Below are 13,267 nucleotides of genomic sequence, written 5' to 3'. Positions count from 1 at the left end.
TCAGATGGCCCCGAGATCGGCAGACAGCCAGTGTTCGGGGCGCAGGTAGAACACCACGTTCTCCTCGTGCTCTCGGTTGGCCATCTCGAGGTAGCCGTCGACCTTGTCCGGAGGCAGGTAGCGGGCTGCCATGTCGCGCAGCAGCTCCGGGGTGCTCGGTTCCTCGCGCACCACGGGGCCCTCGACGCTGACGTAGCGGATCGTCGGATCGGACTGTTCGATCATGAGGGTGAATCGCCCTGCAGCCCTGATTAGTTGGGCCTTCTTGGACGTCTTGCCGGTCAGTACCCAGGCATCACCGCCGGGGGTGTAGTCGTACCAGATCGGGACCGTCAGCGGGCCGCGATCCGGTCCGGCCGCCACTGACAGCGCGGCGATATGCGATTCGGCCAAATACTCTTCGCGTTCTGTCTTCGACAGTGCCATGTCTCCACGGTAGGACTTCCCGCGTCGAACATCCAGACTTCGAGGGGCACCAGGTGACGGATCGCCGTCGAGCGTGGACAGTGGAGGAATGCCGATCGACGAACGCGAGATTCCGGGTAGCCCCGTGGGTCGCCGAGTCGTGCTCGGCCTGGTGGCGGCCGGGGTGGCGGGCATCGTCGGTGGGGGCGCGGTCCAGAAGGGTCTCGCGTCGGTACTCGGGCCGATCGGTAACCACGATCCGACGGGACTGATCGGACTGATTCCCGTCGGGAACAATTTCCGGTTCTATTCGGTGACGCTGGGCGCGCCGCGCAAGGACGAGAACTCCTATGCCCTGACGGTGGGCGGTTCCGTCGACTCACCGCGGACGTTCACTCTGCAGGACCTCCGTTCGATGCCGCAGACGTCGTTGGTGCGTGACTTCCAGTGCGTCACGGGATGGCGGGTGCCCGAAGTTGCTTGGAGCGGAGTGCGATTGGCGGATGTCCTCGATGCCGTCGGACCCACCGCATCGGCGACGTCGCTGCGGTTCACCTCGTTCGACGGCACGTACACCGAGAGTCTGACGCTCGAGCAGGCCCGTCGCGACGACGTACTGGTTGCGTTGACCATGCTCGACGGCCCCGTCACCCACGATCACGGAGGTCCGGTGCGGTTGTTCGTCGGTCCGATGTACGGCTACAAGAGCATCAAGTGGCTCGGCGGAATCGAGCTGACGGACAACGTGGTTCCCGGATACTGGGAGAATCGTGGATACGACGTCGACGCGTACGTCGGCGAATCGAACGGGCGTCGCGATGACCCCACGAGCTGACGACCGCAATCGGTTCGGCCGGGTAGAACGGTACGTGCACTGGGCAGTCGGGGTCTTGGTGATCGTGTGCATGGTGACCGCGGCGATTCTGTACATCGGGTCGCTCGCGGTGCTCGTCGGCAATCGTCCCGTGGTGGAGTTCGTGCATGTGTGGTCGGGCTTTCTGTTGCCGATTCCGTTGATCGCCGGTGCGATATCCAGGGGGTATCGACGGGACATGACGCGCCTCAACAGATTCGTCGCCGACGACTGGAAGTGGTTGCGCTCCAAGGCTCGACGCATCGGTGCGATCGGCGTCGGCAAGTTCAATGCGGGTCAGAAGCTCAACGGCGCGCTCAGCGGCGGTTCGATTCTGGTGCTGCTGCTCACCGGTGCCGTGATGTATTTCCAGAACTGGAGTCCGTTGGACTGGCGCATCGGCGCGACCTTCGTGCACGACTGGTTCGCACTGGGATTCGGGCTACTCGTCGTCGGACACATCACGTACGCGTGGAACGACACCGAGGCCATGCGCGGAATGACGGAGGGTGTGGTCACGCGAGACTGGGCGGAGCACGAGCATCCCGAGTGGGTGGACGAGGGTCCGCGGGCCGACGTCAGTGATCGACCGTGATCGTCGAAGAATCAGTGGTCGCATTCGATGGATGGACGACCGTTCGACCGCCGCTCATGAGGTAGGTCCGGCCGTCGATGTCGATCGAGATCGGCGGCCGCGCGCTCGGCTGGATGCTCACGGTCGTCGACGCCGCGTCGCATCGGACGTGAATGTGGTGGTCGCGGTAGCGGAGATCGAATGCCAGTGATCGGAGTTCTGACGGCAGTTGCGGATGGAGCCACAGGGTGTCGCCGCGGACGTCGATTCCGGTGTAGCACCGTTGCACGATATCGATGCTGCCGGCCATGGCAGCGAGGTGGATTCCCTCGCGTGTCGTTCCTCGTTGAGTGTCGGAGAGATCGGCGGCGCTGGACGTGCGGAGCATCTCCCACGAGTCGATTCGATTGCTGCGCGCGAGAACCCACGCATGGGCGACCCTACTGAGAGTGGAACCGTGAGTGGTCCGGTCGAGGTAGTAGTCGATTGTCGCGGGGATCGTCACCGGGTCGAAGGCGTACCCCATCGAGCCGAGCAGCTCGGTCAGCTCCTCGGCCGTGAACAGATACAGGAGCATCAGCACATCGGCCTGCTTCGAGACCTTGTACTCCGCGCAGGAATCTCCCTCCGCGTTCAAGATCAAGTCCAGTCGACCGATATTGCCGTATCTGCGCCGGTACTCGTCGAGATCGAGTTCTCTGAGCTTTCCGTACCCGTGGAACTGAGCGAGCAGGCCGTTGTCGAGAAACTCCACCCGAAGACGGTTCGCAACCGACCTCCACTGGTCGAGTTCACCCGGGTCGATCTCGAGACGGCTCCACAGGCCGACGTCGTCGTGCCCGACGATGTCGTACGCGTCCAGAGCTCGACGAATGCTCCACGACGCCATCACGTTGACGTAGGTGCAGTTGTCGATCCCTTCCCCGGGTCGGCCTGGATAGCCGTCGTGAAATTCGTCCGGACCCATCACGCCCCGGATGTCGAATCGCTGCTCCGCCGAGTCCCAGCTCGCGAGGCCGACCCAGAATCTCGCGATTTCGATCAGCATCTCGGCACCGTACGAGACCAGGAACCCGAAGTCCGCCGTCACCTGCCAGTAGTGCCACACGTTGTACGCGACTGCGAGTCCGACGTGGAACTGGCGGCTCGAGTGGTCGGCCATCCACCGCCCCGATCGTGGATTGAACAGAAATCGAGGCGTCTCCTCGCGGCCGTCGCTTCCGCTCTGCCACGGGAAAAGTGCTCCCGCACAGTCGAGTTCGCGCGCTCGACGCCGCGCTTGGGGGAGGCGTCGGTGTCGGTAGAGCAACAGCGACCTCGACAGCTCGGGTAGGCGCAGGTTGAGGAGCGGGAGAACGAAGAGTTCGTCCCAGAACACGTGCCCGCGGTAGGCCTCGCCGTGAAGGCCGCGAGCAGGAACACCGACGTCGAGTTCGATCGTGTGCGGGGACAGGCACGCGATGACGTGGAACAGCTGAAGGCGGAGCGCCTGGATGGTGTGCTCGTCGGCGCACGATGCGTCGAGTTCGTAGCGATTCCAGATCCGCTGCCATTGGCTGCGATGTTCGTCGAGGAGTGCTGTGAAGGGTCCCGACTCCGCCACCAGTGCCAACGCCGATTCGAGGGGGTCCGAGATCGCTCGATCACGCGAACAGTAGACAGCCACCGTCGTGGTGACCTCCAACGTGGTACCTGCCTCGACGTCTGCCGTGGTGTCCAGCGCGATCGCCGTCGGTTGCTTGCCGACCGCTCGCACCGGGGCCGGCGAGTTCATTCGTGCCGCCACGACGACCGTGATGGCCGACTGGACGGTTCGTGCGCGGAGCCACGATCGGCCATCCGTGAGTGTGCCTGTGTCGTGATCGGTCAGATGAATGTTGTTCAACGAACGGAAGTCGGAAACGTTGTCGTTGCGGATGTTTCCGTCGAGGACGGAGCGGACGGTGATCGGTGCGCTGTAGTTCACGGGTTCGATCCGATTGCGCAGTGCCGCAGTATGTGGCGAGGCCATCGATACGATCCGTGCTTGCCGAAGCCACGTGCGCCGCCCCGCATCGTCTTCGAGCAGACTCTCTCGACGGAGCACACCTTCTTTCAGTTCCAGCACGACATGATGGTGCAGCAGACGCTGATTGTCGGTGGTCAGCCACGGCCCGTCTTCGATCCTGAACGTCGTGAGCAACCCGTTGGGGCAGGCGACGATGGATTCGTCCTCGTGATCGGCACCGTCGATCGTCGACGTCGCCCTGTCGTAGAGACCGGCAATGTACGTAGCCGGACCGTGCACGCCGTCGGAGACCGATTCGGGAAGGGCACCACGGACTGCGAAGTAACCGTTGCCCAGCGTGCACAGACTCTCCCGGACCCCTTCCTCCCACGCAGTGAGGCCGAGGTATTGCAGTGCCCACGGTGAGGACACATCGGCACGGCACAACTCGCACGACCGGTGTTGCCGGGCCGATAGATCGGGGTCGAAGTCGAGGTGGAGTTCGGTGAGCTCGCCGACGACGACATCGGCGGTGTCCACTCCCGCCGGCTGCTGCCCGTGTGTCAGGCCGATGACGAGGCCGAACTGCCCAGCATGGGCAGCGTCGATGCCGGCTGACGAATCCTCCACGACGGCAAGGGATGTCGGGGGCAAACCCAGCCTCAGGGCGGCTTCGAGGTACATCGCGGGTGCCGGCTTGCCCGGGAGGGTGAGTCGTTCCGCATCCACACCGTCCACCCTGGCGTCGAACAATCCACCGATACCGGCCAATTCGAGGACGTGCGCGGCATTGCGGCTGGCGGAGACAATCGCTGTGGGCACCCCCGCCAGCCGCAACCGACGGAGCACGGTGACCGTCGCGTCGATAATGCGCACGCCCTCGCCGTCGAGAATGCGGAGGTACTCGTCGTTCTTTCGCCTAGCCCAGGTCTCGATGCCGTCCTGGTCTGCCAGTTCGATCGCCCGCGCGTGTGCGAAACAGCGAAGGCCGTCGACGCGGTGTCGGCCGTCGATGTAATCGAGGTAGTCCTGGTGGGTGAACGGGCGATCCGACTGTCCGGCCGCGGTGAGAAGGGAATCGAGCGTCTTCTTCCATGCTCGTTCGTGGAGCTCGGCGGAGTCGGTCACAACGCCATCGAGGTCGAACAGCACGGCCGCGATCGTGCGATCCTGAATCCTCACTGCTCGACATGACCTCTGTGAGTACGTCCGAACACGACTCGCTCCCAGCATGATTGGAGTGGACTCGGATCGAGCCACACCACCGTCTCGGGTTCGGCTCGAATCGCGTCTGCCGGCTCAACCCGGTCGAATCGGTCGGCAGGCTCGGTCATGGTTCCAGCGTGAGGTCGGGTTCTGCAGCGGTGGGGTTCGGTCGTCCGTCCGAACGCTCGAACAATGTTCCCGGGTGAGACAGAGCGGTGGCACCCAGCAACATCGTCGCGGCGAGAAACCCGGACAGGAAGCTCCACGTCGTGGATCCCTGCGCCATCGTCGTGACGTACACACCGCTCCCGATGATGCCGGCCGTGAGCAGCACATCGGTCGTGAGGTGATCGCGGGTGTCGTCGAATATCCAGGGGGGTCTGTGCATCGGGCACCTCCGTGGTGAGGATTGCGTCCGTACCGAGAATTCCTCAATCGACGTCTGCGTCGACAGGGCCGAAGGTCCCTGATCCGACGGCCGAGAGCGGTGCAGCACCACCGGCTCGATCATGTCGACGAGTGAACGGCCGATTCGATTCGGCGGGCCCACTGCTCGATGTCTGGCCAGTCGCGGGCGTCACGGTAGTGCCCACCCATCAGTCGGAACACCACTCGGCCCACCCCCGGCCAATCTCCCGGTGCGATCGATCCGGCAAACCATCGATGATCGCGAAGCGGGACCTGCTTCCGAAGCCTCTGCACGGCAAGCGGTTCCGGTGTGCGGGGGCGGAGGAAGTCGGCCAACCGAGAGGAGAGAAGCGTGCTGGTCGATCCAACGGTGGACACCGAGAAGGCCCACACCGGAGCAGTGACGCCGCACTCCTCCGCGATCCGTCCCGCCATGTCTTCGGCAGCCGGCAGCCACTGTCCGTTGTGGACGGCGCTGCCGAACACGAGAGCAGCGCAGCTCGGCAGGGGCGAGGTGTCGGCCACCGACCTGACCGCGACCCGGGTACCTCCTGTGCGCAGACACGACGCGATCCTCTCGGCGATCCCGCGAGTGGATCCCTTCGCCGTGGCGTACAGCACCAGCACATCGACGCAGTTCGGATCCGTCATGTGAAGCACCTCGTCCTATTCATGGTGTGTTCTTCTCGGCTGCAACACAATTCGGCGAATTACGAACATCGTCCGGTTGTTTCCGCTCGGTCGGTTCGTCGTCCGACGCGAGGGTGAAGTAGTTCTCCTCCTCCTGCAGAAAATGCAGGCGCAGCAGGGCGTACAGGCCGTACAGGCAGGCGAGCAGGTCGTCGGACTGGTCTTCGCTCACGTGCCCTCGGGCATCCGCCTGCTCGAGGTGGGTGCGCAAACGACCGGACACGCGTCCGATCTCGGCGTGCATCCGACTCATCGTCGCTGTCGCCTCACTGCTGCCGAGGGGACCGGCCAATGCGGGGTACAACTCGGTGTCCTCGGCCCGCTCGTGCGGCAACAGGGTATCGGTGAGAAACGTGTCGACCAGTCGCAACGACGCGCGCGCCTGCTCGAGGTGCCCTGTCGTGATCAACTGCGCAGTCTGTCGAAGCAGAGACAGATCCTCACGCATCAGGTCGTGTTCGGTGTCGAATCTACGCAGCATGCCGGCAGTGCTCTCGGTGAGTGCGACTCTGCGTGCCGGGTCGACCTGCAGTGCCCGCAGCGCATTGACAATGACGGCAACGTCGATTCCTTCTTGCAGAAGCGCGCCCGCAGCGGGCGGTAGTAGGCCGAAGGCCGCACATGCCATGGCCACCACGGACAATCCCATCCCGACCGCGGCGCTCTGGACGGCGATGCGACGGGATCGACGGGCAATCTCCATCGCGTCGGCGAGCCGGTCCAGACGGTCTGCGGTCAGCACGATGTCGGCCGCTTCCGAACTCGCTGTCGAGCCTCGCGCACCCATCGCCACCCCGACCGTCGCTGCGGCCAGTGCGGGAGCATCGTTGACGCCGTCGCCCACCATGATCGTGACCGCGGATTCCCGTTCGGTCCGGACCCCGGCCACCTTGTCGGCGGGGGTCTGCTCGGCGTACACCGCGTCGAGTCCGAGTATCGCTCCGACCGCCTCGGCAGGTTCGTGGCGATCTCCGGTCAACATGACCACGCGCGTCAATCCGGCCGAACGCAGACGCCGCAGCGTTCGGGACGCGTCGCGACGAAGGGGATCGATCAGCAGTAACGCTCCGGCGAGTGCGGAATCGATGGTGACCCAGGCGATGACGGCTCCGTCGAAGGCGGCCCGTGCAAGTACTGCCCGCGCCCACGCCGGTGCGTCGGGACCGACATCCAAAGAGCCGACTGTGATGCGTCTGCCGTCCACGGTGGATGCGACACCCGTCCCCGCTGCCTCGTCGACATCGGTGGGCATGGATAGAGCCAGACCGCGCGTCGTCGCCTCCCGCACGATGGCCTCGGCGAGCACGTGCGGCGAGAGTCGATCCGCGGACGCGGCGAGTCGGAGGAGTTCGGTCGCGTCGGTGCCCGGTGCTGCCACGATGTCGCTGCCGGTCGGTCTGCCGGTAGTGAGGGTTCCGGTCTTGTCCAGCACCAGAGTGGTGGCGTGCCCGAGGTTCTCCAGGGCTCCGCCGTGCCGAATCAGGACGCCGATGCGAGAGGCGCGCGACATGCCCGAGACGATCGCGATCGGAGCCGCGAGCAGCAGAGGGCAGGGTGTAGCGACCACCAAAACCGCAACGGCGCGAACGACCGAGTCGCTGATCAGCCAGGACAGCGTGGAGACGATCAGGACGAAGGGCAGGAACCAGGCTGCGATTCGGTCGGCCAGCCGGACCACGGGAGCGCTCTCGGCAGCGGCCTCGCGGGCCAACTGCACGACACCGGCGTACGTGCTGTCCGCGGCGGTCGCGCGGGCGGAGAGCTCGAACGCCGAACCGGCATTGACGACGCCACTGCGTACGTCCTGACCGGTACGACGTCGAACCTGCATCGCTTCGCCGGTGAGCACCGATTCGTCGAGAACCGCGATCGGGGAGGTGATCCATCCGTCGACGGGCACCACCTCTCCCGGTCCGACGACGATCGCGTCGCCGACCCCGACGTCGTCGATCGGTACGGTCTGTACGTCGTTCGCGATCCGGCGGCGGGCCGTATGCGGGACGTTGTCCAGCAGGGAGTGCAAGTCCTTCGTGGCTCGGCGCTCGGCCGCGGAATCGAGAGCTCGTCCGGTGGCCAGCATGACTCCGATCAGTGCGCCGGCAACGTACTCGTGGACGAGGAGGGTGCCGGCGAGCGACAGGACCGCGATCAGGTCGACTCCGACGCGGCCGCGGCGTAGGGCGTCGATCACCCACCAGGTGGCCGGGAGAATCGACACCACGGTTCCGGCGATCCAGAAGCCGTCGGCGACGGCCTTCGCGTCGAGCAACCAGGCGAGCCCACCGCAGAGCAGTGCACCGACGGTCGCTACGAGCAAGGCCGGATCGGCCGCAGCGCGTAGCCGTTCCGGTACCGAGGGTTGCTGCGTCGATGTCACCGCGCCGCTCGTACGGTTCACATGTTCATGTGCATCGGCTGCAGGATGCCCATCTGATGAAGACACATCATGATCATGTGCACCATGCTCATCGAGTCCATCGGATTCATCGACATGTCCAACTCCTCTGACGATCGTTTGATCTCCATCGAACTCTGGAATCGACCTCGCGCACACGATCCTTTGGTCCTCGATGTGCGGGACTTAGGTCGGGCCGAGGTTCGCGAAAACGTGCGCGGATGAGCAATCGAAAAATTCGTCGGCGACGAGTGACAGTGATCGGTTCACCGGACGGGTGCGGGCGTGCCTCGTGCGGGACGGGACCCGAGCGACGCGGCCAGGGTTCGTTCGGCCGGTTGAAAGTAGTTGACAAGGAAACCACAGCAGGTATGGTCGGAGTAGTTGACATCGCAACCATTTGAACAGAGCGAGCTACCTCCGGGAATCGGACGGCGCGCGGTTCCAGCCGATCGCCGATCCACTCGGTGGCACGTACGAAAGTCACGTCCTCCGTATGTCGACCATTCCACATCGAAAGGCCGCACCAATGACCAAGATCGCAATCATCTACTACTCGGCAACCGGCCACGGGTCCACCATGGCGAACAAACTCGCCGACGCAGCCACTGCTGCAGGTGCAGAGGTTCGCGTGCGGCACATCGCGGAAACACGCGACCCGAGCACCTTCGCCGAGAACCCCGCATGGACCGCCAATTACGAAGCGACCAAGGACCTTCCCGCTGCCAGCGGTGACGACATCGTCTGGGCCGACGGCGTCATCCTCGGATCTCCGACGCGTTTCGGCAGCACCGCGGCACCGTTCCAGAACTTCATGGACTCGCTCGGCGGATACTGGGCCAAGGGGGAACTCGCGAACAAGGCGTACGCCGCCTTCACCTCCAGCCAAACCGCGCACGGCGGCCAGGAGACAACCCTCATCGGTTTGTACACCTCGCTGATGCACTTCGGCGGAGTCCTGGTGCCGCCCGGCTACACCGACGGACTCAAGTTCGTCGACGGCAATCCCTACGGCGTGGGCCACGTGACCGGCGGTGACAACCAGAACGAGCTCGAGGACGCCACGAATGCGGCACTCGAGCACATGGCCACTCGCGTCGTCACCATCGCAACCGCACTGGCGAAGTAGGCAGTCCCGCACCCGCACAGGCGACTTGGAGCGCGGCCGGGGTTTGAGCCTCGGCAAGGACCAATGGCACCGACGCTCACCTGGTGCGCAGCACCAATTCTGTCGGATGGGCATCGGCCGGCGTATCGATTGCGTTGCGTACTGCTAGCGCAACAGTGTTGGGCTGCAAGAACTTCGAGCCGTCGTACTCCCCACCCTCGTGCGCGACGATCTCCTGCTGCATCTCGGTGTCGATACGTCCGGGATGCACCGAGGTCACCCGCAAGGACGGCTCCTCCGACCGCAGCGCATCCCCGAATGCCCGTAGCGCGAACTTGCTCGCCGCGTAACCGCCCCAACCGGGATTGGCGCGAATACCGGCACCCGAATTGATCAGCACCACATGACCGTTCGCCCTTCGCAGTGCCGGTAGGAGCAATCGAGTGAGCTCGACGACGGCGATGACGTTCACCTCGTACTGGCGACGCCAATCGTCGGCCGTCGACTCCTCGATTGTCCCCAGTGCCGCCACTCCGGCGTTGTGCACCAACACGTCCAGAGAATCGATGCCCGACGCGGCCGCCGCCACGGCGTCGGGATCGGTCAGTTCCACCGGCCACGGGGTAGCTCCTGCCAGTTCCGACGCGATCGGCTCGAGAGATTCGGCCGATCGTCCCCCCAGCAACACGTGATGATCCGGAGCGAGCAGTCGAGCGATATGGGCCCCGAGGCCACGGCTTGCTCCGGTCACCAGTGCAGTACGAGTCATGTAACCACAGTAATCAGGCCCCTTGCGTCCGCACGTTTCGCTCCACTCCGGAGCGTGAATCGGGGATTCCCCGGCCTGAACCCGTGGAGTGGAGCACTCGTTGCAGCAGCAACTCACACTCGACTAGAAGCTCATCCCCGCCGCGGCGGCCCAGGTCCGGGTCGTATTCGCACCGTCCAGTTCCTCGCGGATGATGTCCGCGTGGCCGGCGTGCTGCGAGATTTCGCGCAGTATGTGCAGCACGGTGAATCGTGCGCTCTGCCAGGTACGTTCGGGTGCCCAGGGTGCCGTCGGAACGGGGACCGACACATCGAGATCCAACGTTGCCAGGGCGTCGGCAGTGGAGCGCGCCACCTCGTCCCATTCGGCGATCAGCCCGGCGACCGTTTCGTCCTCCGCCATGACGTACTCGCCGCCGGCGGACTCCATGTCGAACTCGGCCGTCTCGTCCAGGTCGGCGATCACCTTCATCCAATGCCTCTCGTTGCTGATCACGTGATGCAACAGTCCGCCGAGGGTCAGTTCGCTGGCGGTGGTGCGGGTGCGTGCCTGCTCATCGGTGATTCCACGGACGGTGATGAGAAAGTTCGCGCGTTGTTGGTCGAGCATTTTCCGGATGTCGGTGTTCTCGGTGATCATCGTTTCCTCCTGGGTGAGCTGGTGAAACCCACACTAGGAACAAACAAGGACACGTTCGGTCCGCAATCCAACCGAGCGGAATTGCGCGTATGGACGCAAACTGTCTGCATGGGCGATCGAGGTTTCACTTCCACGCAGTTGGCGGCACGGGCGGCGTACCTGCTTCGAGGAAACGACCTGGGCACCATGACCAGCGCGGCCCCGAGGCTGTATCCGCACATGTGGAGCTGGGACGCGGCATTCGTCTCCGTCGGACTGGCACCGCTCAGTGTCGAGCGTGCTGTGGTGGAGATGGACACGTTGCTCTCGGCGCAGTGGAAGAACGGGATGATCCCGCACATCGTCTTCGCCAATGGGGTCGACGGCTACTTTCCCGGTCCGGCGCGCTGGGCTACCGGAACACTCGCTCCCCAGGCTCCGATGAACCCGCAGACCTCCGGCATCACCCAACCACCGGTGCACGCGATCGCGGTGCAGCGGATCCTCGACCACTCCAAGCGACATGGACGTACGACGCGTGCTGTCGCCGAGGAGTTTCTCGATCGCCGCTGGGGTGATCTGGTGCGGTGGCACCGTTGGCTCGCTCAGGCGCGTGACGTCGACGACAACGGGCGTATCGCGCTGTTCCACGGCTGGGAGTCGGGCATGGACAACTCGCCGCGGTGGGATTCGGCCTACGCCAATGTTGTTCCTGGAGAGATGGATCCGTACTTCCGGGAGGACAAGGCGGTCATCACCGACGCCTCCCAGCGGCCCAGCAATCTCGAGTACGACCGCTACATCTGGCTGGTGGAGGAGATGAAGCAGGTCGGCTACGACGACGATGCATTGAAGACGAAGATGAGTTTCGCCGTCGAGGACGTGTTCGTCAGCGCCATCTTCGCGGTGGCGTGCGATGTACTCGCCACCATCGGCGAGGACCATTCTCGTCCCCACTCGGATGTGCGGGAACTGCGGTCGTGGGCGGAGAAGTTCCGCACGGGAGTGGTCGCGACGACGGACGCACGCTCCGGTGGGGCCCGCGACTTCGACCTGCGGACGGGTCAGTGGATCGGCACCGAGACCATCGCGATGTTCGCGCCGTTGCTCTGCGGCGGCTTGCCTCGCGAGCAGGAGCGCAACCTGCTTCGAGTCTTCGAGGGCACACGATTCTGCGGGCATCCGGATCTGCGGTACGCCGTGCCGCCGTCGACGTCGCCGGTCTCGAAGGACTTCCGTGCCCGCGAGTATTGGCGCGGGCCGGTGTGGCCGGTGATGACGTGGTTGTTCTCGTGGGCGTTCGCGCGTCGCGGTTGGTCGGAGCGGTCACTGTCCTTGCGCGATGAAGGCTTGCGTCAGGCCAGCGACGGCAGCTTTGCCGAGTACTACGAGCCGTTCACCGGTAAGCCGCTCGGCAGCATGCAGCAATCCTGGACGGCCGCGGCCGTACTGGACTGGCTGGGATGAAGGGAGAAATCAGCTGAGGTAGCTGTCGACCAACGGGCCGACGACGTCGAACGAGGTGGCGTCGGGCACGAGGTACTTGGCGACGGTGCCGCAGACGAAGGGATGCCAGGCGGAGCCGGAGTCGGTGCCGAGTGACGAGACGGCCAGGATGTCGCCGAAGTAGATGCCGGGCAGGTGGCGCTGGACGAGCCCGTCGTTGTGCGAGGCGACGGCCAGCAGCTCTTCGACGTGACTGCGATCGATCTCGTCACCCATGGATGCGAGGAGATCCGCACCCTCGGCGCGGGCCCGAACGGGGTCACTGTCGAGCAGCGTCAGCGCGCCGACGGTGACGCCTCGGCTCTGTAGTTCGACGGCAATGGCGTGGGCGAGAACTCCGCCGAACGACATCCCCAGGAGGTGAACGGCACCGTCGGTCTGGATACGAGCGATGTCGTCGGCGTACCGCGAAGCCAAGGAGACGAGGGACTCGGAGCGCTCACCGGACGTCGGTACCTGGACGCCGTAGATGGGCCGTTCGTCGTCGATGTGGCCGGCCAGACCTGCGTAGCAATCGACCAGGCCCACCAGCGGGTGGACGCAGAACACGGGATCGAAGTGGCCGGTGGCTCGGATCGGCGCGATCGTCGGCACCGCATAGTTCGACGGGTCGAGTTCCGCGAGGGCCAGATGGGGAAGATCGTTCACGACAGTCATGGGTGCGCCTCCGAGCCAAGAGATGAAGTTCGTGTTTCCATAGGGTTTGTACGTGCCGACTCTGGGTATGTCGCCGTCGGCAGCGTGAGTG

General features: G+C 64.7%; 12 protein-coding genes. 4 read left to right on the top strand and 8 right to left on the bottom strand.

Annotated elements, in window-relative coordinates:
• Positions 1-426, bottom strand: coding sequence for a pyridoxamine 5'-phosphate oxidase family protein (locus MTX35_RS14580; RefSeq protein ID WP_243595666.1), 426 nt, complete (start codon positions 424-426; stop codon positions 1-3).
• Positions 427-514: 88 nt separating this feature from the next.
• Here MTX35_RS14580 and MTX35_RS14575 point away from each other — a divergent pair, with 88 nt between their 5' ends.
• Positions 515-1,240: a molybdopterin-dependent oxidoreductase gene (locus MTX35_RS14575; RefSeq protein WP_243595665.1), complete on the top strand. Its 726-nt coding sequence runs from the start codon at positions 515-517 to the stop codon at positions 1,238-1,240.
• Positions 1,224-1,853, top strand: coding sequence for a cytochrome b/b6 domain-containing protein (locus MTX35_RS14570; protein WP_243595664.1), 630 nt, complete (start codon positions 1,224-1,226; stop codon positions 1,851-1,853). Before MTX35_RS14575 ends, MTX35_RS14570 begins: the two co-directional genes overlap by 17 nt.
• Here the strand turns inward: MTX35_RS14570 and MTX35_RS14565 are convergent.
• The 4 genes from MTX35_RS14565 to MTX35_RS14550 all read right to left on the bottom strand — a co-directional run bounded on the left by MTX35_RS14565 (position 1,837) and on the right by MTX35_RS14550 (position 8,500).
• Positions 1,837-5,001 carry an HAD-IA family hydrolase gene (locus MTX35_RS14565; protein WP_243595663.1) on the bottom strand — a complete coding sequence of 1,055 codons (3,165 nt, stop codon included), beginning with the start codon at positions 4,999-5,001 and terminating at the stop codon, positions 1,837-1,839. The two genes, MTX35_RS14570 and MTX35_RS14565, sit on opposite strands and share 17 nt — an antisense overlap.
• Before the next feature lie 148 nt (positions 5,002-5,149).
• The gene (locus tag MTX35_RS14560) at positions 5,150-5,413 is read right to left on the bottom strand and encodes a hypothetical protein (RefSeq protein WP_243595662.1); all 264 of its coding nucleotides are present in this window, start codon (positions 5,411-5,413) and stop codon (positions 5,150-5,152) included.
• Between the two features lie 119 nt (positions 5,414-5,532).
• A complete protein-coding gene (locus MTX35_RS14555; RefSeq protein WP_243595661.1) occupies positions 5,533-6,084 on the bottom strand; it encodes a flavodoxin domain-containing protein in 552 nt (183 codons plus the stop codon).
• Between the two features lie 19 nt (positions 6,085-6,103).
• The gene (locus MTX35_RS14550; RefSeq protein WP_243595660.1) at positions 6,104-8,500 is read right to left on the bottom strand and encodes a heavy metal translocating P-type ATPase; all 2,397 of its coding nucleotides are present in this window, start codon (positions 8,498-8,500) and stop codon (positions 6,104-6,106) included.
• Between the two features lie 547 nt (positions 8,501-9,047).
• Here MTX35_RS14550 and wrbA point away from each other — a divergent pair.
• Entirely contained in the window at positions 9,048-9,647 is a 600-nt protein-coding gene (gene wrbA, locus MTX35_RS14545) for an NAD(P)H:quinone oxidoreductase (RefSeq protein WP_243595659.1), read from the top strand.
• A 76-nt stretch (positions 9,648-9,723) separates the two neighbouring features.
• Here the strand turns inward: wrbA and MTX35_RS14540 are convergent, their stop codons facing one another.
• Together MTX35_RS14540 and MTX35_RS14535 are read right to left on the bottom strand one after the other, a co-directional pair.
• Positions 9,724-10,395 (bottom strand): SDR family oxidoreductase, encoded by a 672-nt coding sequence (locus tag MTX35_RS14540; protein WP_243595658.1) that lies wholly within the window; start codon positions 10,393-10,395, stop codon positions 9,724-9,726.
• A 123-nt stretch (positions 10,396-10,518) separates the two neighbouring features.
• Positions 10,519-11,034, bottom strand: coding sequence for a DinB family protein (locus tag MTX35_RS14535; protein ID WP_243595657.1), 516 nt, complete (start codon positions 11,032-11,034; stop codon positions 10,519-10,521).
• 108 nt (positions 11,035-11,142) lie between these two features.
• Between MTX35_RS14535 and MTX35_RS14530 the strand changes: the two genes are divergently transcribed.
• Positions 11,143-12,480: an amylo-alpha-1,6-glucosidase gene (locus tag MTX35_RS14530; RefSeq protein ID WP_243595656.1), complete on the top strand. Its 1,338-nt coding sequence runs from the start codon at positions 11,143-11,145 to the stop codon at positions 12,478-12,480.
• Positions 12,481-12,489: 9 nt separating this feature from the next.
• Here MTX35_RS14530 and MTX35_RS14525 read toward each other — a convergent pair whose 3' ends face one another.
• A complete protein-coding gene (locus MTX35_RS14525) occupies positions 12,490-13,176 on the bottom strand; it encodes a thioesterase domain-containing protein (RefSeq protein ID WP_243595655.1) in 687 nt (228 codons plus the stop codon).
• Positions 13,177-13,267 lie beyond the last annotated feature (91 nt).

The sequence above is a fragment of the Rhodococcus sp. ARC_M12 genome (assembly GCF_022810385.1).
Classification (GTDB): domain Bacteria; phylum Actinomycetota; class Actinomycetes; order Mycobacteriales; family Mycobacteriaceae; genus Rhodococcoides; species Rhodococcoides navarretei.
Note: the sequence above shows the minus strand (reverse complement) of the source record. Positions and strands in the feature narration are given on the sequence as shown.

Bases quoted from the DNA above. Each gene is read 5' to 3' on its own strand.
- MTX35_RS14580 (WP_243595666.1), bottom strand. From the start codon at position 426: ATGGCACTGTCGAAGACAGAACGCGAAGAGTATTTGGCCGAATCGCAT.
- MTX35_RS14575 (WP_243595665.1), top strand. From the start codon at position 515: ATGCCGATCGACGAACGCGAGATTCCGGGTAGCCCCGTGGGTCGCCGA.
- MTX35_RS14570 (WP_243595664.1), top strand. From the start codon at position 1,224: ATGACCCCACGAGCTGACGACCGCAATCGGTTCGGCCGGGTAGAACGG.
- MTX35_RS14560 (WP_243595662.1), bottom strand. From the start codon at position 5,413: ATGCACAGACCCCCCTGGATATTCGACGACACCCGCGATCACCTCACG.
- MTX35_RS14555 (WP_243595661.1), bottom strand. From the start codon at position 6,084: ATGACGGATCCGAACTGCGTCGATGTGCTGGTGCTGTACGCCACGGCG.
- wrbA (WP_243595659.1), top strand. From the start codon at position 9,048: ATGACCAAGATCGCAATCATCTACTACTCGGCAACCGGCCACGGGTCC.
- MTX35_RS14540 (WP_243595658.1), bottom strand. From the start codon at position 10,395: ATGACTCGTACTGCACTGGTGACCGGAGCAAGCCGTGGCCTCGGGGCC.
- MTX35_RS14535 (WP_243595657.1), bottom strand. From the start codon at position 11,034: ATGATCACCGAGAACACCGACATCCGGAAAATGCTCGACCAACAACGC.
- MTX35_RS14530 (WP_243595656.1), top strand. From the start codon at position 11,143: ATGGGCGATCGAGGTTTCACTTCCACGCAGTTGGCGGCACGGGCGGCG.
- MTX35_RS14525 (WP_243595655.1), bottom strand. From the start codon at position 13,176: ATGACTGTCGTGAACGATCTTCCCCATCTGGCCCTCGCGGAACTCGAC.